This is a genomic window from Clostridium sp. D46t1_190503_E9 (assembly GCF_015555225.1).
In the GTDB taxonomy this organism is placed as follows: domain Bacteria; phylum Bacillota; class Clostridia; order Clostridiales; family Clostridiaceae; genus Clostridium.
Genome location: NZ_JADNKB010000011.1, coordinates 30,953 through 50,581 on the forward strand (window position 1 = coordinate 30,953; position 19,629 = coordinate 50,581).

The 19,629-nt window shown below is 27.7% G+C and carries 21 protein-coding genes and 1 riboswitch; of the genes, 6 read left to right on the forward strand and 15 right to left on the reverse strand.

What is annotated here, in order from left to right; all coding sequences use genetic code 11:
• Positions 1-3: 3 nt before the first annotated feature.
• Genes I2E83_RS13120 through hypB form a run of 3 tightly spaced genes read right to left on the reverse strand, consistent with a single transcriptional unit; the run spans position 4 to position 3,761 of the window.
• Positions 4-345: a hydrogenase maturation nickel metallochaperone HypA gene (locus tag I2E83_RS13120; RefSeq protein WP_195266426.1), complete on the reverse strand. Its 342-nt coding sequence runs from the start codon at positions 343-345 to the stop codon at positions 4-6.
• 38 nt (positions 346-383) lie between these two features.
• Complete coding sequence (locus I2E83_RS13125; RefSeq protein ID WP_195430251.1) at positions 384-3,065, reverse strand: FAD-dependent oxidoreductase; 2,682 nt, start codon at positions 3,063-3,065, stop codon at positions 384-386.
• Positions 3,066-3,089: 24 nt separating this feature from the next.
• On the reverse strand, positions 3,090-3,761 hold the full coding sequence (gene hypB / locus I2E83_RS13130) for a hydrogenase nickel incorporation protein HypB (RefSeq protein ID WP_195266430.1): 672 nt from the start codon (positions 3,759-3,761) through the stop codon (positions 3,090-3,092).
• Between the two features lie 326 nt (positions 3,762-4,087).
• Between hypB and I2E83_RS13135 the strand changes: the two genes are divergently transcribed.
• Positions 4,088-4,795 carry a GntR family transcriptional regulator gene (locus tag I2E83_RS13135; RefSeq protein WP_207738509.1) on the forward strand — a complete coding sequence of 236 codons (708 nt, stop codon included), beginning with the start codon at positions 4,088-4,090 and terminating at the stop codon, positions 4,793-4,795.
• Between the two features lie 114 nt (positions 4,796-4,909).
• Here I2E83_RS13135 and I2E83_RS13140 read toward each other — a convergent pair whose 3' ends face one another.
• The 4 genes from I2E83_RS13140 to I2E83_RS13155 all read right to left on the reverse strand — a co-directional run bounded on the left by I2E83_RS13140 (position 4,910) and on the right by I2E83_RS13155 (position 8,611).
• Positions 4,910-6,328, reverse strand: coding sequence for a cellulase family glycosylhydrolase (locus I2E83_RS13140; RefSeq protein WP_195430253.1), 1,419 nt, complete (start codon positions 6,326-6,328; stop codon positions 4,910-4,912).
• Between the two features lie 400 nt (positions 6,329-6,728).
• Complete coding sequence (locus tag I2E83_RS13145) at positions 6,729-6,899, reverse strand: hypothetical protein (RefSeq protein ID WP_195430255.1); 171 nt, start codon at positions 6,897-6,899, stop codon at positions 6,729-6,731.
• Positions 6,900-6,954: 55 nt separating this feature from the next.
• On the reverse strand, positions 6,955-8,082 hold the full coding sequence (gene recA / locus I2E83_RS13150; RefSeq protein WP_347708067.1) for a recombinase RecA: 1,128 nt from the start codon (positions 8,080-8,082) through the stop codon (positions 6,955-6,957).
• A gap of 19 nt (positions 8,083-8,101) precedes the next feature.
• A complete protein-coding gene (locus I2E83_RS13155) occupies positions 8,102-8,611 on the reverse strand; it encodes a CarD family transcriptional regulator (RefSeq protein WP_195430257.1) in 510 nt (169 codons plus the stop codon).
• Between the two features lie 259 nt (positions 8,612-8,870).
• Positions 8,871-8,915: riboswitch (PreQ1 riboswitch) on the forward strand.
• 328 nt (positions 8,916-9,243) lie between these two features.
• Between I2E83_RS13155 and I2E83_RS13160 the strand changes: the two genes are divergently transcribed.
• From I2E83_RS13160 to I2E83_RS13170, 3 genes are read left to right on the forward strand one after another with little or no spacing between them, the layout of a single operon-like run.
• Positions 9,244-10,218 (forward strand): nucleoside hydrolase, encoded by a 975-nt coding sequence (locus I2E83_RS13160; protein ID WP_195430260.1) that lies wholly within the window; start codon positions 9,244-9,246, stop codon positions 10,216-10,218.
• 15 nt (positions 10,219-10,233) lie between these two features.
• Positions 10,234-10,803, forward strand: coding sequence for an ECF transporter S component (locus I2E83_RS13165; protein WP_195266441.1), 570 nt, complete (start codon positions 10,234-10,236; stop codon positions 10,801-10,803).
• Complete coding sequence (locus tag I2E83_RS13170) at positions 10,796-11,485, forward strand: radical SAM protein (protein WP_195430263.1); 690 nt, start codon at positions 10,796-10,798, stop codon at positions 11,483-11,485. Before I2E83_RS13165 ends, I2E83_RS13170 begins: the two co-directional genes overlap by 8 nt.
• A gap of 192 nt (positions 11,486-11,677) precedes the next feature.
• Here the strand turns inward: I2E83_RS13170 and I2E83_RS13175 are convergent, their stop codons facing one another.
• From I2E83_RS13175 to I2E83_RS13185, 3 genes are read right to left on the reverse strand one after another with little or no spacing between them, the layout of a single operon-like run.
• Positions 11,678-12,895: a radical SAM protein gene (locus I2E83_RS13175; protein ID WP_195430265.1), complete on the reverse strand. Its 1,218-nt coding sequence runs from the start codon at positions 12,893-12,895 to the stop codon at positions 11,678-11,680.
• Entirely contained in the window at positions 12,885-13,757 is an 873-nt protein-coding gene (locus I2E83_RS13180) for a class I SAM-dependent methyltransferase (protein ID WP_195430268.1), read from the reverse strand. Before I2E83_RS13180 ends, I2E83_RS13175 begins: the two co-directional genes overlap by 11 nt.
• Positions 13,758-13,768: 11 nt before the next feature.
• Complete coding sequence (locus I2E83_RS13185; protein WP_195430271.1) at positions 13,769-14,347, reverse strand: class I SAM-dependent methyltransferase; 579 nt, start codon at positions 14,345-14,347, stop codon at positions 13,769-13,771.
• Between the two features lie 314 nt (positions 14,348-14,661).
• On the opposite strand from I2E83_RS13185, the gene I2E83_RS13190 reads away from it, so the two are divergent.
• Together I2E83_RS13190 and I2E83_RS13195 are read left to right on the forward strand one after the other, a co-directional pair.
• Positions 14,662-14,892: a hypothetical protein gene (locus I2E83_RS13190; RefSeq protein WP_195430274.1), complete on the forward strand. Its 231-nt coding sequence runs from the start codon at positions 14,662-14,664 to the stop codon at positions 14,890-14,892.
• On the forward strand, positions 14,885-15,235 hold the full coding sequence (locus I2E83_RS13195; protein WP_195430276.1) for a DUF2085 domain-containing protein: 351 nt from the start codon (positions 14,885-14,887) through the stop codon (positions 15,233-15,235). The genes I2E83_RS13190 and I2E83_RS13195 overlap by 8 nt, the downstream gene beginning before the upstream one ends.
• A 366-nt stretch (positions 15,236-15,601) precedes the next feature.
• Here the strand turns inward: I2E83_RS13195 and I2E83_RS13200 are convergent, their stop codons facing one another.
• The 5 genes from I2E83_RS13200 to I2E83_RS13220 form a co-directional block, all read right to left on the reverse strand.
• A complete protein-coding gene (locus I2E83_RS13200) occupies positions 15,602-16,171 on the reverse strand; it encodes a dihydrofolate reductase family protein (protein ID WP_195430279.1) in 570 nt (189 codons plus the stop codon).
• A 43-nt stretch (positions 16,172-16,214) separates the two neighbouring features.
• On the reverse strand, positions 16,215-16,808 hold the full coding sequence (locus tag I2E83_RS13205) for a hypothetical protein (RefSeq protein WP_195430282.1): 594 nt from the start codon (positions 16,806-16,808) through the stop codon (positions 16,215-16,217).
• Between the two features lie 401 nt (positions 16,809-17,209).
• Positions 17,210-17,404, reverse strand: a complete 195-nt coding sequence (locus tag I2E83_RS13210; protein ID WP_097033432.1) for a hypothetical protein — start codon at positions 17,402-17,404, stop codon at positions 17,210-17,212.
• 62 nt (positions 17,405-17,466) lie between these two features.
• A complete protein-coding gene (locus tag I2E83_RS13215; protein WP_195430285.1) occupies positions 17,467-18,537 on the reverse strand; it encodes an ABC transporter permease in 1,071 nt (356 codons plus the stop codon).
• Positions 18,528-19,622 (reverse strand): ABC transporter permease, encoded by a 1,095-nt coding sequence (locus tag I2E83_RS13220; protein ID WP_195265667.1) that lies wholly within the window; start codon positions 19,620-19,622, stop codon positions 18,528-18,530. Before I2E83_RS13220 ends, I2E83_RS13215 begins: the two co-directional genes overlap by 10 nt.
• Positions 19,623-19,629: the final 7 nt, after the last annotated feature.

Genomic DNA, 19,629 nt, shown 5'->3' on the forward strand with positions numbered 1-19,629 from the left:
TTTTTAATAACAAACAATTTCTTTTATATAAAACTCTTTCCCGCTTAATATTTCACAGTTTTTACTTTTGCAATTAGGGCATATTCCTTTATCAAAGATTATATTAAATACATTATTGCAACTTTTACACAAAGCATTAGCTGGTAATATTTCAATTTCTAATTCTGAACCTTCTAATATAGTACCTACAATTGAAGCAGGATATAAACTCTTCATATATTTAGGAATCATTGAAGAGAGTTCTCCAATTTGCAAAACTAATGTATCTATTTTTTTAACATTATTGACTTTTGCAAATTTTTCTACGCTCTTAACAACTTCAATTAAAACCCCTATTTCATGCATATAGACTCTCCTCTATTTATAAATAGTAAAATATAATATTATTTGTTTGACTTGAATATATTTATAGCTTTTTTAATAGCTATTTTCCCCTTACGTTTAAGAACTTGCTTAACAATTACAGGTTTTAAATTTTCATATGCTACTCCTTCTCCATCATATTTTCTAACAAGTGATATAGCATCAAACTTACATCTTGTTACACATGCTCCACAGCCTACACATAAAAATTCATCTACAACAGTAGCACCACAGCTAAGACAACGTTCTGTTTCTTTCTTTATTTGATCTTCTGTAAAAGTTCCTCGTAAATCCTTAAATGTTTCTTTTGATTCTTTTCCATCGCTATGGCTTGCCTTTTGTCTTGGAAAATTATTATATCCCTTAAGTTCAATATTTTGTTTATCTAATGAGCGATATTCTTTTCTATCTCTTCCTATAATTAAACTTTGACCTTGATTAACATAACGGTGTATTGAAATAGCTCCTTCTTTACCTGCTGCAATGGCATCAATAGCGAATCTTGGTCCTGTAAATGCATCTCCACCAACAAATACATCTGACTCTCCTGTTTGATAGGTAAAAGAATCTGCCTTAATTGTATTATTAGGATTAATCTCTATATTGCTATCTGAAAGTAAATTTCCTAAATCAATTGATTGCCCTACAGAAAGCAATACTGTATCTGCTTTTACAAATAATATATCGTTTTCATCATAAATTGGATTAAATCTCTTATTTTTATCAAATACTGATATACATTTTTTAAATTCTACACCAACAACTTTCCCATCCTTTGTAATAATTCCTTTAGGACCCCAAGAATTATTTATATTAATTCCTTCTGATAAGGTTTCTTCAATTTCCTCATTAAGAGCTGGCATTTCATCTCTTGTTTCAAGACAAAATATATCAACTTTTTCTGATCCTACTCTTTCAGCAGTTCTTGCAACATCTATTGCAACATTACCACCACCTATAACAACTACATTTCCATTTAGTTTTACATCTTCACCTAAGTTAACACTGCGTAAGAAATCTACTCCAGCCATTACTCCATCAGCATTTTCTCCTTCGACACCTATTTTTCTACCTGACTGAGCTCCAACTGCAATATAGAAAGCTTCATACCCTTGCTTTCTCAATTCTTTTAAACTTATGTCTTTTCCAACTTCAATTCCATTCTTAAAGTCAACACCTAATTCTTTTAATATATCAATTTCTGCATTAACTACATCTTTTTCTAGTCTAAAGGATGGGATACCAAGTGTTAACATTCCACCAAGTACTTTTTGTTTTTCAAATACCGTTACATTATAACCCTCAACAGCTAAGAAAAATGCACAAGAAAGACCAGCAGGTCCTGCTCCTACTACAGCTATTTTCTTATTATAGTCATGCTTAATTTTAGGTACATAGCGATTTTCTTTATTTAAGTCTTGATCTGCAATAAATTTTTTAATTTCATCTATAGCTATTGGATCATCAATATCTCCCCTTGTGCACGCTGATTCACATTTCCTTGGGCATATACGTCCACATACTGCTGGAAATGGATTTTCATGCTTTATTAATTCAAGAGCTTCTTTATATCTTCCTTGGGAAGCTAGTTTTATATATCCTTGAATAGCAATATGAGCAGGACACTCTGTTTTACAAGGGCTTGTTCCACTTTCCACAACATTTTTTCTATTAATTCTATAATCTGTATTCCATTTATCTGCTCCCCATTCTGTATCTCGTGGAGTCTCAATTTTTTTAACAGGAAGTGGCTTTATTGAGCATAATTTTTGACCTAATTGTAGTGCGTTAACGGGACAATTTACAACACATTCTCCGCAAGCAACACATTTTTCTTTGTTTACACTTGAAACATAATTAGAACGCACCATATCAACATTTTTAAACATTCCAGCAGTTCTTAATGAAAGACAAGAACAACCACAACAATTGCAAATTGCATGAGTCTTTCCTGAACCATCAAGGTTTGGTATTTGATGCATTAAACCATTTTCTTCAGCTTTTTTAATTATTTCAAAAGCTTCCTCACGAGTAATTTCTCGTCCCCTTCCTGTACGAATATAATATTCTGCAGCATGTCCCATTTGAATACACATATCTTCTGCTAAATGACCGCATCCTTCTCCCATTACTTTTCTTGCTGTACGGCATGAGCAATCTGATACTGTGAAAATATCGTTTTCATTAAGATATTTAGAAACTTCCTCATAAGAAGCTTTTCTAGTTTCTCCATCTATAGCTTGCTCTATAGGTATAACACGCATTAAACCTACGCCTACTGGGAAAGCACCTGTAGTCTTTGGTCCTCTTACTCTTCCATATGCTTCAAAAGCTTCTGCAATTTGAGGATATTTGTTAACGTTTTCCTTGTTATTAACCATCATCTCCATAATTCCTGGAACCCATGTGTCATACCAGTAGGTATCAATCCCGTTAATAGTATTTACAAAACAGATACCTGCAACAGCTAAATCCCATAATAACTTTGCTGTTTCATCTACAGATTTACAACATAAAGGAGCAAGTTCTTCTGCCGTAGCTTTTTTACGTATCTTCATACAAAGTGCTACTTCTGCCATTTCCTCTGTAACAACAGGCTCTAAAATTAAATATTCCGGATCTTCTGGCCTTATTTCATTTTTTGACCCACGTTTTTTCCCACTAATATGATTAGCAAGATCCAACACCTTTTCTTTTACCATTTCTATCCTCCTAGTCTAATAATATTAATTTTCATTCCATTCTTTAATTTCTTTTCTAAGCCACTCTGCAAATTTATCAATACCTTCACCTGTTCTTGCAGATATAGGAATAATTTCAATATTAGGATTTAACTTTTTTACACGTTCAATGCAAACTTCCAAGTTGAAATCAAAATAATTAATAACATCCATTTTGTTAATTAGTAACACATCAGCAATTGAAAACATTAAAGGATATTTTAGTGGTTTATCATCTCCTTCGGGAACACTTAAAATCATGGCATTTTTTGATGCTCCGGTATCAAATTCTGCTGGACATACCAGATTACCTACATTTTCTAAAATAGCAAAATCAATATCTTCTGTTTCTAAACCTTCTAAGCCTTGTTTTGTCATATCTGCATCAAGATGACACATTCCCCCTGTATGTAATTGAATAACTTTTGCTCCAGTTTTAGAAATAGTATGAGCATCAACATCTGAATCAATATCTGCTTCCATAACTCCTATTTTTACTTCATTTTTTAATGTATTAATTGTTTTTGTAAGAGTAGATGTTTTACCTGAACCTGGTGATGACATTAAATTTAGTAAAAATATTTTCTTTTTTCTAAGTTCTTCTCTTAATAAATTAGCTTGATGGTCATTGTCTTCAAAAACACTTTGTTTAATTTCGAGAATTCTAAAATTCTCCATATGCTTATCCTCCTTCATTATAAAGAATATTTAATTTAAACTTTTAATTGTATTCTTAAATTCTTTTTTATTTCTAATATTAATTCTATGAAATACTCTTTATTTAATAAAAATTTTTAGATCATATTAATCTGGTATGACCAGATTAATAATCTTGATAAAATTTTAACATGATTATTAATGCAAAGTCAATATATTCCTTTAATGCTAATATATGTTTGAAACAATCTTAAGATATTTACTTTTTATTGATTTTGGAATAATATTGAAATAGAATTATAATCGGTATTTGGTTGAACCAGATTCAGCTTAGAGAGGTGCATTTTATGATAGAATTTTCAAAATTAAATTCTCCAACATTAAAAGATTTATTTATTAAAGAACTAGAAAATATGATTTTATCTGGAAAACTTCAAATTGGTGAAAAGCTTCCTTCGGAAAGAGAACTTGCTAAGTCTATGCAAGTAAGTAGAGCTGTTGTTAACTCTGGAATTTCAGAGTTATCTAGGAAAGGATTTTTAAATATAAAACCAAGGATCGGTGCTTTTGTAGCTGATTATCGTAGAAATGGAACTATGGAAACACTAATTTCTATTATGAAATATAATGGCGGAAGGTTAAGAGATGCAGAAATTCGTTCTATTCTTGAACTTCGTATAGCCTTAGATACATTAGCAGTAGAACTATGTATTCCAATAATTAAAGAAGATGAAATTGAGATATTAAAAGGATATGTTAATAAAATGAAAGAAACGGATTCTGTTGAAGCTGCATCTAAATTAGCATTTCAATTCCAACATGAATTGGCTTTTCTTTCTGGAAATACTCTTTTGCCATTAATTTTCCACTCATTTAAAGCGCCTATTTTATCGTTATGGGAACGTTTTTGTATATTATATGGTATAAATTCCTTAATAAATAATACATCTATTTTGTGTGATTACATAGAAAAGAAGGATGCTAAAAAAGCTATAGAATGTTTAACTACAAATATTAATGATACTATAAATGGTAATAGACAAATATATTATTAATTATAAATGTTTAGGATACACTAAAATCAACAACTTAAAAGGACGTCGCGAAACGCGACGCCCCTTTAATTTAATAAATATTTTGCTCAAATAATTGATTTTCTGGTTACAAATCTATTTCTTTGTAACTGTAAATACATCAATATCATAATATCCCCAGCTGTGTTGAAGCTTAATCTTATTTTGACCAGCATTTAAGTATACTGTGTCAAGATAAGCATCAGTAAAGCTGTATGATTGTTTTAATAACTTATCTCCACGATTGTTATTATTTATATAAAGTGTAGTATATTTATCACCGTATTCAGAAGCATATTGTACATTAATGTGATAATCACCTGATGATGGAACATTAACAGTTACTTCAATATAATCATTACTGTTATCAAATCCAGTTACGTATCCATTTCCTGAGTATCCAGAGCGTGCAGTGCTATTATAAATACCATTTTTGATTCCATTTTCTGCTTCTATTGTAAACTTAGTAGTTCCCCCAGGTTCTTCTCCATTTCCAGGATTTGATCCTGTATATACTGAACAAATCTTTGATGTATTTTTTATGCCATTTTTATGATTTAATAATATATTCCCCCACTCACTAAAAGATGTTCCAGACCAATCATTAGATATATCAAGGTACTTCCATTGATCACCATTACCATACCAAGACCAGCCTATATATCCTACTGATTTTTCCTTGGAATAATTCATAATAGTATCTTCGTCAACATCACCATCTGTATGTCTTAATCCAAATTCACCTATAACTAGTGCTAAATTTTGATTTATAACATTATCTATATTAGATTTAACTATGTTTGCATTTCCACCAGCATACTCATACATGTGTATTGAAAACATTGTATTTTTTTGAGAATCCGAATTAAACACTTCTTTTCCATAATCAGCTATAGATTTAGGATATTGTCCCCAACCTGCAGCATCAACCATAATAGTATTTTTGATTCCAGCAGCTCTTAATTTAGGAATTGCTTGTTTATATCCTTCTGCCCATTGCTTACCATCCCAAGTTCCATACCACTCATTTGCAATATTTAATATTACAGTAGATTCTTTTCCTATCAATGCATCTTTAATCCCTATCCAATAGTTAACTGCATTGTTTAACTTTGAAACATCATCAGCACCTGTAGCATCATGTACTTCTAAAACTGCTACAAGCTTGTTTTGTTCACATAAAGAAATTATATTTTTTACAGTATTTATATTATCATAACCCCACTGATCGCCATCACCAAGAGCAACTCTTACAGTGTTTGCACCAGTTTTTGCTATGGCAGGTATAGCTATTGATTCTTGTCCTTTGTACCATGCATGGGCATGATTTATTCCTCTCATAATAAATTCATTTCCATTTGCATCATAAAGTTTAGTACCATTTACATGAAACCCACTATTAGAAGTAGCTGCAAATGCTGATACCTGCATCATTGATGTCAATGAAATTGTTTGAGCTAATACTAATGCGCCAGCAATAATACACTTTTTAAATTTTCTTAAAAATCTACTCATTTTAATATCCTCCCTTATTTACATTTTAAATTTCAATAGACTTTAATTAATAAATCTTCATTTGTTTCTTAAAAGTATATTTCTAGCCTACATTTAGTTAATTTAATACTTTTGTTGATTACGTTTACAAAAGATATAAATATATTCACTCCCTTCAAATTTATTTATCATTTTTAGATTATCATAAATTTTTAATTAATAAATTTGTAATTGGTCACTGATTAATAATTGTTTCAAATTGGTAATATTTGTTTATTCGCAAATAAAAAACACGCTTACTTTAATGCAAGCGCGTTATAATTACACGTGTTTCATAATTGTCGGGTTCTTCCATTACAATCCTAGTATATTTAATCACTGTTCTCATAAAATCTAAATATTCCAATAATCATAAGAAAACTTAATCATTTTCTTTTTTCTCTATTAAATTTCCAATAATATTTCCTACAACTAGTCCTACTATTAATATTATTCCTGCCAGAATATTTTTATTAAAATATAAAAATATTCCTCCTATTACAGCACCTAATAAACTGCCAATTATACAACCTTGTGTTTTATAAGTTTTCATTGAGCACCTCTAATAAATTCTTTTTTATCCTTATTATACAAATAATTTTATATATTCACCATAAGTTTTTTACTTTTATTATTTCTTCTAATTCTAATTTCTCTTCATTTTTAGCATCATTCTTTGTTCTATCATCTTGTTCAAGTTTATTATCTTTTCTAGATTCATCTTCTTTCATTTTGGAAGTCTTTACCAATGGTAAGTTGTGCTTTTCTCTTATTGCATTTTCTACTTCAAGGGCTAAATCTTTATTTTCTTTTAAATATGCCTTTGAGTTTTCTCTACCTTGTCCTAATCTTATATCATTATAGGAAAACCATGTACCACTTTTGTTTATTATATCTTCATTAACAGCTATATCTAAAAGGTTTCCTTCTTTTGAGATACCTTCATTATACATAATATCAAATTCTGCTTGTTTAAATGGTGGTGCAACTTTGTTTTTTATTACTTTTATTCTAGCCCTGCTTCCTAAAATGTTTTCTCCTACCTTTATAGTATCAATTTTTCTTATATCTAATCTTATAGATGCATAGAATTTAAGTGCTCGTCCACCTGTTGTTGTTTCAGGATTTCCAAACATAATTCCAATTTTTTCTCTTAATTGATTTATAAATATTACAATACACTTAGATTTATTTATTGATGCTGTAAGTTTTCTTAATGCTTGTGACATTAATCTTGCTTGAAGACCTATATGTGAAGCTCCCATTTCTCCCTCTATTTCCGCTCTAGGAACAAGTGCTGCTACAGAGTCAACTACAAGTACATCCATAGCATTTGATCTTACAAGGGCTTCTGTTATTTCTAAAGCTTGCTCACCAGTATCTGGTTGACTCACTATTAAGTCATCAATATTTACTCCTAAGTTTTTTGCATAAGATGGATCTAAGGCATGTTCAGCATCAATAAATGCCGCCACGCCACCTATCTTTTGTGCCTCTGCTATTATATGAAGAGCAATAGTAGTTTTACCTGAACTTTCAGGTCCATATACTTCTATTATTCTACCACGGGGAACTCCACCAACTCCTAAGGCTATATCTAATGCTAAGCATCCTGTTGATATAGTTTCTATATCCATTGTTGGATTAGACCCAAGTTTAATAACTGAGCCCTTTCCAAATTGTTTATCTATTTGTTTCATAACTGAATCTATTACTAAAAGTTTTTCATCATTAATGTTCAAAAATTTTTCACCTCTAATTTAAATAATTTGTTTCCTTTAAATAGCTATTTACTATTTTAGCTATTTCTTCAGGGGTAGTATCTAGAGAAAATGCTAGTTCTGAAAAAAGAATACTTTGAATATCTGCTAAAATCTTTTTATCCTTTTCATGAAATTTCTTTCCGTTCTTTTCTAAATTACTTTTAGTTCTCATTAAAGTGGTAGCTATCCCTACGATTTTTTTTCGATTTCCACTTTTTATAATCTCGCTATATACTTCTCCTCTTTCTCTATCTACTTCTATCCAATCTATACCTGGCTTTTTAAATGATTCTAGAAGTTCTTCTGCTTCTTCCTTTGTAAGAAGATCTAACATTGCCACCTTATCATTATCCACTGGAGTACTTATACTCAAATTCTTATCATTCATAGGATGTAAGATATAATATTGCTTTTTTACATGAGAAATTGTCTTTTCACATATATCATCTACCTTACAAATACCATGAACTGAATATAGAATTAAATCACCTTTCTTAAACATTTAAATACCTCCTGTTAAAAAGAAGTTTAGTAAACGTTTACTTATGCACATTTACAAAACTCCTGAATTTATTAGTTGCTATTCCTTTTATTAAATAAAACACACTAGAGCCACTAATATTATTTTATCACAAAAAAAATGATGGATGTAAGCAAAATTTTCACAAAATTTAAAAAGATATTTTTTAGTAATTAGTAATTGAAAAATCTAATCTTTTGTTATACACTATTACCATAAAATTTATATACTCAGAATAATTCTGAGAGAGGTTCGTAACCATCCCTCTATAAAAAACTAGGACCCTAATTTAATGTATTTTAAATTAGATTAATTTTGTTGTTTAAATTTCAATAAAATAATAAGCTAGATTTTTGTAAAGGGCTATTAGTAATTAATAGCTCTTTTTATATTCTAGTGTTTTATAGGTTTACTCTGTTAATATCTTTTTATAAATTACGTCTTTCTATTTTTAAGTGGACATATGTAAGTTTGTGTTTACTTGAATGAAGGATGAAATAAGTAAACTTATTTATGTCCACTTTTTATTTGTGATGGAATGAACTTTATAGTTCGTTCCTTTTTATTTTTCTGAATATAAATTTTACATATTATTTAATAAAGGAGAAATGAAAATGAAAAGAAAAGTAATAATTGATTGTGATCCAGGTATTGATGATTCACTTGCTCTACTTCTAGCTTTGAATTCACCGGAACTAGATGTTATAGGAATTACTATTGTATCTGGAAATGTTTGTGCTAATCAAGGTGCTAAAAATGCTTTAAAGGTTTTAAAGCTTCTAAAAAGAGAAGATATTAAAGTTTATGTTGGGGAAAGTACTCCTTTAGTTAGAGATTTAGTTACTGCACAAGATACTCACGGGGAAGATGGACTTGGTGAAACTAACTATGAAGAAGCTAATGTTAAAATTAATCATAATGGTGTTGATTTTATATTAGATAGTGCTAAACAAGGTGATGTTAGCATCATTGCCTTAGGACCTTTAACTAACTTATCTAGAGCTTTAGAAAAAGATGAAGATGCATTTAATATGATTAATGAAATAGTATCTATGGGTGGCGCTTTTAAATCTCATGGTAATTGCTCTCAAGTTGCAGAATTTAACTATTGGGTTGATCCTCATAGTGTAAAAAAGGTATTTGATAAAAGCAAAGTTCCTTTTTCAATGGTAGGTTTAGACGTTACTCGTGAAATAGTTTTAACTCCTAACCTTATAGAAGTTATAAAGCAAATTAATAATGAAATAGGAAAATTTATTGTAGATATAACAAGATTTTATGTTGATTTCCATTGGAATCAAGAAAGAACTCTTGGATGTGTTATTAATGATCCTTTAGCTGTAGCATATTTTATAGATAGAAGTATTTGTGAAGGATTTACTTCTTACTTAGACATTGTTACAGATGGAGTAGCTATGGGACAAACCTTAGTTGATGTAGGCGAATTTTATAAAAAAGATCACAATGGATTAGTTTTAACTAAAGTTAATTCTAAAAAATTCATGGAGATGTTCTTATATAGATTGTTCCCAAACAATAAAAAAGATATAGAGTTAATTCTTAATAACAAAAGATATTACATAGGTTAAAGCACTGGAGGATATATGAAAAAAAATAATATTTTTAAAATAACACTTATGTCTGTAGCAATTGTTATAAACATTCTTGGAGGATTCATTGCTATTGCTCTTAAGCTTCCAATATTTATAGATACAATTGGAACTTTCTTAATTGCTTTTTTATTTGGTCCAATAAGTGGTGCAATAACTGGTTTGGCTACATCATTAATAAATGGCTTTACTTTTGATCCATATTCATTGTACTTTTTCCCAGTTCAAATAGTAATAGGATTAGTTGCTGGTTTATGCTATAAAAAAGGATTATTTAAGGGCAAATTCATAGTTTTAGGGATTTTAATTTCAACTATTGCAGGTTCACTAGTTGCATCACTTATTTCTGCATATGTTTTTAGTGGAATAACATCATCTGGAACCTCATTTGTAGTTATGTATTTGAAAAATGTTGGTGTAAATATAGTAGCTAGTGTTTTCTCAACTCAAATATTATTTGATTTACTAGATAAAGCTTCCACTATATTTATTGTATTAATGCTAATTAAATCCCTGCCAAATAATATGAAAGAAATTATAAATAATAGGTGTGTAAATGGATAGATATAATAAAATAACTAACAAAAATATTCGAGAAATTGTATTATTAAAATCATTCCCTTGTATTTGGGGTAAATGTAGTTTTTGTGATTATATAGATGATAATAGCTTAAATGAAGATGAAATAGTAAAGCTAAATAAAGAAGTATTAAAAAATATCACTGGAGAATTCAAAGTATTAGAAGTTATAAATTCAGGTAGCTGCTTTGAAATCCCCAAAGAAACACTAAATGATATAAAGAAAATAATACAAGAAAAAAACATAGAAAAGTTATTTCTAGAAAGTCATTGGTGCTATAAAAATAGATTACAAGAAATGAGAGACTTCTTTGGTATTCCAATTATATTTAAAATAGGCGTGGAAACCTTTGATAATAACTTTAGAAATTTAGTATTAAACAAAAATGCAAACTTCAAAACTCCAGATGACGTAAAAGCACACTTTGAATCAGTTTGCTTACTAATCGGAGTAAAAGGCCAAACTAAAGAAATGATAAATAAAGATATAGATATAGTCCTTAAAAACTTTAAATATGCAACATTAAATGTTTTTGTTAATAATACAACAGATATAAAAAGAGACGAAGAATTAGTAAAATGGTTCATTGAAGAATATAAATATTTAAATGACTACGATAATATCGAAGTGCTGTATAACAATACAGATTTTGGTGTAGGAAACTAGTTGATAATATAAAGGCTACGATAAATAGATATGCTTATTCCACAGTCTATTTATCGTAGCCAGATTATGTTTTCTCCACTAAAAAATTATTAATTGTGGAATTAACCTCATTAATGATATGTATTAAGTTGGGGATATTATATAAAAACGGAAAGTTAATACATATCATTAAGTGTAGTTATCAATTCACAATTATCTCCCACTAAGTAATTTATAGTATTTAGGTAGCTCATTTTCGCTGCATTTATCGCATTTTTTTGCATAACAATATGTCTTAGCTTTACCTAATTTACTATGCATCTTATCCCATACATCTTTTATTTCTTCATTTAATACATTTCCAAAGGATTCAGGAACAAAATCACAAGGCAAAAAGTTTCCTTCATTGTCTATATATGAGTGTTGTACCCCTGCTCCACATCCAAATTGGTCTTTTGATTCAACATATGGAAATACTGATGTTTTAGGATATGCTTTATCTCTGTTAAATTTTATATGGAGATTTATAAGCTCCTCTTTATCTTCTTTTGAGAATATTTCATTTGACTTTACTAAAAGTGATCCACATGGGATAGGTTCCAGTATTCTAACTTCATCTACACCTAAAGTTTTTAGGAATTTGCCTATCTTATATATTTCTCCACTTTTAAGCATTTCTTTTGTACATACAGTTTGAGCCATAGTATAAAGGCCTGCTTCTTTGCAATTTCTTATTGCTAAAATCGAGTTTTCATAGGCCCCATTATATCCTCTCTTTTTATCATGATTTTCCTTATATAAGCTATCTATACTTATTCCTACTCCAAAAAGGCCAGCTCTTTTTAATTTTTTTGCTTTATCAAGGCTTAGTGAATACCCATTCGTAAATAAATATGAAATACTTCTATTATCTATACTACTTATTATTTCTTCTAAATCACTTCTAAGAAGAGGCTCTCCACCTGTAAATCCAATTATTCCAACTCCTAAATCTTGAAGTGATTTTATTATTTTTTTTATTTCATCCGTTGTCATTTCTTTTGATTTATCGTCCTTATTTTTAATAAACCTTTTAGCACTGCAATGCCAACAGTTATACATACATCTTCCTGTGATAGCTATATATGTAGAAATTGGAGCTAGTCTTTTGCCAGTAGTATGATTGTAAAAGAATTCAGCATTTTCTCCAGGAACTGCATCTACGATACTTTTATAAGCTATGCTATTTAAAGGTGGCAAAAATGAATTAACTATAAAGTTACCATTATGAACTGCTAATCTATCATTTTTTATGACATTCATCCCACATTTTATAACATTTATAGGTTTATAATCTTTACTTTTCTTAAATCTACTATGTATATAAAAGAAGTTATTTCTTACATCTTTATTTAACATTGCTTTTATAATTGGCATTGTATTACTTATCATTTTTAAAAATCCCCCAAACATATTTATGAGTAATTGTTTTAATTCCTTTTTCATCAAATAACTTAATCATTGAATTTTTGACATCTTCATCTGTCATATCTATCATGGCATCAAACCCTGCTAAAGCACCTGTAGATGTTACAAAAGAAACTAAAGATTGTGTATCATCAAAAGTAAATACATGAGAGCCATCTTTTACTTCTATTTTTGAAAAACTTTCTTTTTCAAACCATCTTGTAAAGGTCTTATGATGAATTGGATTAGGAAGCTCTTTCATTATTTTATTTACCTTACTATAATTTTTTAAAATAAGCTTTGGATAAATCTTTCTAACTTCTGGCAATGTATATTTTAAATTAACTATTACTGCAAAATATCCACCTTTTTTTAAGACTCTAGAAACTTCTTTAATAATTTCATGAGGATTTTGATATTTTATTGCCCATGAACATACTACAATATCAAAACTATCAGTTTTTAAGCTTTTTAAGTAAGATACCATATCATTCTTTATAAATTCAGCATTAAAACTTAAATTTTTTTTAGCTTCATTTAACATTCCTTCTGATATATCTACTAAAGTAAAACTTGAGTTATTTATTTTAGAATTTATATACTTACTGTTAAAGCCTGTCCCGCAAGCAATATCTAGAACTTTAGGAGATGAATTAACTTTATTATCAATATATCTTATAATTAGTTTATCTAACATTTCTTTGTTGTACTTCTGCATTTCTTTTAAGAATAAATCATTATAACTTTTACTTACTCTTGTATAAGAATTTGCTATATCATTTAAATTTGTGTACTTTTTAGATAGGAATAATTTTATAATTTTAAATAACCCTTTTAAAATGCTCATTAATAACTCCTTTAATTTGAATTTTCTCCTAAATATATATATTCATAACTTGATATTTTAATTATTTCTCCATTATCAAAATACTGTGAAGCTAATTTCTTAATTTCATTTTTAGATAGCATTTTAACCTTTTCAAAACAAATTCTTTCAAAAAAATATATAAGCTTAGTTATTATATGAGTTCTATCAAATTCATAAATTAAAATTTTTCCATTATTGTTAAGTAATCTTTTACATTCTTTTAAAGTTTTTTCTTTATCTTGTATGTGATGAAATGAATCTCTCATTATAATTAAATCAAATAAATTATCATTTAAATCTATATTAGTTGCATATCCATTAATTATCTTGATTTTATTGTTTTTTTCTTTTGCTATATTGGTCATTTTAATTTCTGGGTCAAGAATAGTTACATTTGCACCTAAATTTATTAGTGCATCTGCAAGAGTCCCAGTTCCCCCACCAATATCTAAAATCTCTAAGTTGTTAAGCTCTTTAATCACTTTTATAATTTCTTTATTCTTGTCTAAATTAAATATTTTCATAAACTTATCATATTGCTTACTGTAATATTTAAATAAGTAACTCATATATATTTCCTCACAAATTACCTGTTAATTTTTACTAATTATATGATAACATAGAACTCTTACGAACTTTATATATATTTCTTAAATTTTTCTAAAATATATTTTTATTAATTCTAATAGCCTAAGTTAGAATAATAATAAATTTAGATAATACTAATTAGTATAATTGATATTTATAAAATAGTATCTTTATTTAATACTTCTATTATTTTATCTCATGGCCAATAAATGATTATACAAAATACCTATATAATGGTATAATTTGATATATAAGTAAAAATATAATTGAGTAATTTTTTTTTGAGGATTTAAAAATGGATGCCAATAATTCAAAAGAAAATGTTGAGTGCCCCTTTTGTAAAAGTAAAAATATAAAAATCATAATCGAAAAGAAAAATGAGAACTTTGATATAACAAGTGGAGTTATAGGAACTATATGTCTTGGCCCTATTGGATTATTATGTGGACTATGTTGTGCTGACGGTGAAAAAGAAAAAACAACTTGCATTTGTAATGATTGTGGAAAGAGATTTATAGATGAATAAAAAGGATAAAATTTGGTTATTTTTTATGAAGCTTTTTTCTAAAACTTGTCATCAAAAATCTGAAAGAAGCTTTTTCTTTTATAATTATCAGTTTCCTATATGTGCAAGATGTACAGGTTTGTTAATAGGATATCTTTTAGGTATACTAGCTTTATTTTTTAATCTTAAAATCTCCATTAGTTTAAGTTTAATTTTTGCAATAATTATGTTTATAGATTGGTTTATTCAACATAAAAAAATATATCCTTCAAATAATACAAGACGAGTTATTACTGGATTTCTTTGTGGATTTGGTATAATAAGTGCACTAGCTAATTTTTATTTAATACTAGTTAATTTATAACTATATATTTCTTTCAATAAAAAATAACATAGAAAGACCTATTTTATAAAATTTACTCATTTTAGATAGCTTAAATTTAGACTTATATCCTAAATTATATAAAAAAATAAAAAGTTAATTTATATTATTAATGAAAATAAAACTTCATTTGTTAGTTTAAAATGATAAATATAAGTGGCGAATATAAATAGCTTATAGAACATATCCATTTATACTCACATTTATATTCACCTTTATATTCGTAATAAAAATATTTGCTTTATTTTACTTAATAATTTTCTTTTATAATTTTTTATTATTTAAATTATCACCTTTAATATAAATTCTATCTAACATTAAGACATTTGCTTTTTCCTTCGTTAAAAATTAATTGCCATTCCAATGATAGATTAGTTGTACAACACCAGAAGAAAACGCTCTGGCATTAACCATTTTTAAATTCAATCTTTGTTTTATATCAGTAAACAACGCTTTTCCTTCTCCTAAAATAACAGGGTGAACAGATAATCTAAATTCATCAATAAGCCCCAAATTTATAAAAGTTGTAATAAGACTAGCCCCTCCATATAACCAAATATCTTTACCAGGCTTATTCTTCAGTTTTTTTACTTCTTCAAGAATATTTTCCTTTATAAATGTTGCTTGATTACCAGTACCTATTTTTGTTCTAGAAAACACATACTTCTCTTTACTATGAATCAATGCCCAAATTTCTTTTTCATTATCAGAATCTTCGTCCTTAGGAATGTATTGTCCCCATAAATCGTAACTTTTTCTACCATATAAAATAGTGTCAATTTCATTTAAGAAATTAGTGAATCCCATATCAGTGTCCATAATACACCAATCAACTTCTCCATTTTTCCCTTCAATAAAACCATCTAAAGTAGTTGCTAAATCTAAAATTATTTTTCTCTGTTTTGTATTATTTGCCATAACTCTTCCCCTCCTTATATCTTGATGTTATAATTTATAATTTCTAATTTTTTTGACTAATTCCTATATACTTGCTTATAGTTTCTGTTATCTTTTTATCGTGAATTCTATTTATAACATCTATATTCATAGTTTCAGATGCACTTTTAAAACAAGGTATATGTTCTATATCAGATTGGAATATAAGTTTAAATATAAATATATGTATTTCTTTTATTTCTTCAGTATTCAAATCTCTACATTCTTGAATAATTGATGTTACTATTTCATGAATATATTTTGATATTTTCTTATTATTTTCTAAAATTTCTTCCTCTGTATATCTAGTTTTTCTATCATCTCTAAATTCTTCGCACTTTAACATCTTTTCATGAAAATGAAAATTCGCCATAAACTTGGATCTAATCTCCTTTAATACTTTTTCCTCTCCAATTTCCAATACTGCCTTTTGTAGAGAAGGAATATTATTAATATAAGCATAAAAAACATCTTTAACATGATTTTCATGTAATCTTACTATATCTTCATGACTTAAGTTTTCAGTATATTTATGTGCTTTTTCAAAAAGCTTTTCCATTTTTTCTTCAATGCTTTTCTTTAGCTCATCAATATAATCTTTTCTTTTCATATCACACATAAAAAATCCCCCACCTTTTATAATTCTATTTACAATAATATACTATAAGTAAAAATTCTTCAAATATTAGCAACTAACCTTTATATTTACTTTAATAACTTCATCATGACATATACTAAAATTACTCTTATGGTTCAAAATATCTTTTTTAAGTTGTTCTAAAAACTATAAGTTGTTAAAATAATATTTACGTATAATATGATACTAAACAAATATTCTATAGTATTATTGTCTATATGTGTAAAAAAGAAATAAATTCATAAGTGATTTTGAAAATAATATTAATGATTATATAAAAATACTATATGGCTTATCCCTATTAGCATATTATCTAGGTTATATTATTCTGATTGATAAAATGTATTAACTTAAAAGTGGTGAAATATTAAATTTCACCACCTTTATTTGTATAAATTATCTTCAATTATTTTATTTGCAATAAGCCCTATATTAACTTCTCTAATGTCCATATATACATCAATAATTCTATCAGTAAGAGTAACTTCAACATATTCCACTTGCTTTCCATCTTCATCTTTGTAAGTTATTATGTCATAAGTTATTATTTCATCTTTAAGTTGTTTTTTAGAAATCATTTGATTTTCCTCCATCAGCTTTTATTCACTATATTTTAGCAAATAATTTACCTGATGTCTATTTACTCCTTCGCATAATCTCTAAGTCTAAAGCTTCCTGCCGTAAATAATACTGCTGACATTAGTATTATTACTATAATCGGCACTACTATTTTGCCTTCATTTATAATTTGTACCATCCATGAAAATGGTGAGATTATACTTAAACTGTTTATTATTTGAGGTACATTATCAAATTCTTGAAGTCCGCTTCCTAGCATTGCAACACCAAATGACAGTAAGCCAAAAACTACAATAGCTAAGCTTGATATTGTTTGATTTTTAAGCCATCTTGTGGCAGCTATAATTAATGAGGTTGTAACTAAGCTACTTAGAATAATAACTAGTATTCCTTCACCTAAATTATAATTTTCTATTTTAAATATATTAATTGCTAAAATTAATGTTATTGAGCTTATTACACTTTGAAGTATAAATGCTGATAAATATAGAGAACCTAAAATAACTTTATCTGAATTTCCAGTTGATATTGTTCTTCTTAAAACTTTTTGAGCTTTAAGTTTAATTATATCATCAGTTAATATAGATCCACCTATCATCATAAAATAGCATATCATTAGGACGGTAAGAACATAATCAGCTTTATTTACTTCAAATTTGTCTGTTATTACAGCTTTTACTGTATTAGTACTAAGGCCATCATTTATTCCTTCTTTAAGCAAATTATTAATGTAATTAGCTATAATATTTTCTGCAACAACAGATCCCATCCCAGCTTCATTAGTATAACTTTTTACCTTAGGAATTTCACCACTATCTATTTCTTTTTCGAAATTCTCGTCTATTACATATATAGCTCCAAGCTTTTTATCTCTTAAATCATTATAGCTATCTTCTGCTTCACCCTTTAGCTCTTCTATAGAGTACTTTTCTGATAAATCGCTTATTAAATCCTTTGAATATTTACCAGAAGATTTATCTAATATTCCTATCTTACCTAAGGATGATTCTTTTGAACTAGGTCCAACTACTCCAAATAAAACTACCATTGGAAGGAAAAATGTCATCATTAAAATTGCTGGATTTTTTAAACTTCTTCTTAAATTAATTATGGTTAATCTTATTAAGCGCATCTTCTTTCCTCCTTAGATAAACTTATTTTTAATATTGCAATTATAAATAGTATTATTGAAATTGAAAGAATTAATATTAAATCCTTATTATTAGCACTAAAGCTTCCATTTAAATTATATAAAGTAAATAACTTTGAAATATAATGTGTTGGTGATAAAACTTTTAATGCATTTCCTTCTCCAGTGAACATTTCCATTCCTATTATAGGAAGTGTAAATATTAATGCTCCCACAACCTTACCGTACTTCGCTCCAAAAAAAGTATAAACAAACTTACTTAATGATACTACTAGCATAGATGAAGTCAAAATTAATATTAATAAAGGAAAAATGCCTCCAGTAAAGCTTATTCCTGAAATTCTAAAGAAAAATACATATCCTGAAATAATAACAGTTGAATATACAAATAATGCAAAGGAATCATAGTAAAAGTATTGCTTTCTAGTTACAGGTGTTGATGCAACTCTTTTATCAAGATTTACACTTACCTCTGCATAATTGGATTGTATAAGAGTAAAAATCAACATACTTATTACAAATGCTATCATTGATGCAGCCATTTTTTCATAACTACTAGACGTTTTTTTAGAATCTATATCTATTTTTTCAATAACAGATTCTCCAGAAACTTTTGCTAAGTCTTCAGTAGATCCTCCAGATAAATTAACATAAAGACTTTCATGATATTTATCTAAAATAGTTTTTAAGGTGTTTGTGGAATTACTATATCCTTCTTCTAGCTTATTTATATTTATCTCTCCTCTTTTTAAAGATACAACATTATTTTCATATCCTTTTGGGATTGAAATTTCTACATTTGCTTTTTTATCAGTTAATTCAACAAGCTCTTTCATATCATTACTTTCTAAAAATGATACTAAATTTTTAGACATAGTGCTATTATCCATATCATTTATTTGAACTTTTAAAGTTGTTAATTTTAATGGACTATCCATAAGTGTTTTTTGGAAAAAGCCCATGAAAGCTGCTAACAAAACTGGAAATAGTATATAATATAAAAGTGTTACAGCTCCATTAGAAACCATTCCTTTTAAGGTTGTCTTTGTATAATATATCAATTTCATTTAACTC

Excerpts from the sequence above, each read along its gene's own strand:
- I2E83_RS13135 (WP_207738509.1), top strand. The coding sequence starts at position 4,088 with ATGATAGAATTTTCAAAATTAAATTCTCCAACATTAAAAGATTTATTT.
- I2E83_RS13210 (WP_097033432.1), bottom strand. The coding sequence starts at position 17,404 with ATGATTTCTAAAAAACAACTTAAAGATGAAATAATAACTTATGACATA.
- I2E83_RS13160 (WP_195430260.1), top strand. The coding sequence starts at position 9,244 with ATGAAAAGAAAAGTAATAATTGATTGTGATCCAGGTATTGATGATTCA.
- I2E83_RS13165 (WP_195266441.1), top strand. The coding sequence starts at position 10,234 with ATGAAAAAAAATAATATTTTTAAAATAACACTTATGTCTGTAGCAATT.
- I2E83_RS13185 (WP_195430271.1), bottom strand. The coding sequence starts at position 14,347 with ATGAGTTACTTATTTAAATATTACAGTAAGCAATATGATAAGTTTATG.
- I2E83_RS13140 (WP_195430253.1), bottom strand. The coding sequence starts at position 6,328 with ATGAGTAGATTTTTAAGAAAATTTAAAAAGTGTATTATTGCTGGCGCA.
- I2E83_RS13205 (WP_195430282.1), bottom strand. The coding sequence starts at position 16,808 with ATGTGTGATATGAAAAGAAAAGATTATATTGATGAGCTAAAGAAAAGC.
- I2E83_RS13120 (WP_195266426.1), bottom strand. The coding sequence starts at position 345 with ATGCATGAAATAGGGGTTTTAATTGAAGTTGTTAAGAGCGTAGAAAAA.
- I2E83_RS13220 (WP_195265667.1), bottom strand. The coding sequence starts at position 19,622 with ATGAAATTGATATATTATACAAAGACAACCTTAAAAGGAATGGTTTCT.
- I2E83_RS13200 (WP_195430279.1), bottom strand. The coding sequence starts at position 16,171 with ATGGCAAATAATACAAAACAGAGAAAAATAATTTTAGATTTAGCAACT.
- hypB (WP_195266430.1), bottom strand. The coding sequence starts at position 3,761 with ATGGAGAATTTTAGAATTCTCGAAATTAAACAAAGTGTTTTTGAAGAC.
- I2E83_RS13145 (WP_195430255.1), bottom strand. The coding sequence starts at position 6,899 with ATGAAAACTTATAAAACACAAGGTTGTATAATTGGCAGTTTATTAGGT.
- I2E83_RS13155 (WP_195430257.1), bottom strand. The coding sequence starts at position 8,611 with ATGTTTAAGAAAGGTGATTTAATTCTATATTCAGTTCATGGTATTTGT.
- I2E83_RS13215 (WP_195430285.1), bottom strand. The coding sequence starts at position 18,537 with ATGCGCTTAATAAGATTAACCATAATTAATTTAAGAAGAAGTTTAAAA.
- I2E83_RS13190 (WP_195430274.1), top strand. The coding sequence starts at position 14,662 with ATGGATGCCAATAATTCAAAAGAAAATGTTGAGTGCCCCTTTTGTAAA.
- I2E83_RS13180 (WP_195430268.1), bottom strand. The coding sequence starts at position 13,757 with ATGAGCATTTTAAAAGGGTTATTTAAAATTATAAAATTATTCCTATCT.
- I2E83_RS13170 (WP_195430263.1), top strand. The coding sequence starts at position 10,796 with ATGGATAGATATAATAAAATAACTAACAAAAATATTCGAGAAATTGTA.
- I2E83_RS13195 (WP_195430276.1), top strand. The coding sequence starts at position 14,885 with ATGAATAAAAAGGATAAAATTTGGTTATTTTTTATGAAGCTTTTTTCT.
- I2E83_RS13125 (WP_195430251.1), bottom strand. The coding sequence starts at position 3,065 with ATGGTAAAAGAAAAGGTGTTGGATCTTGCTAATCATATTAGTGGGAAA.
- I2E83_RS13175 (WP_195430265.1), bottom strand. The coding sequence starts at position 12,895 with ATGATAAGTAATACAATGCCAATTATAAAAGCAATGTTAAATAAAGAT.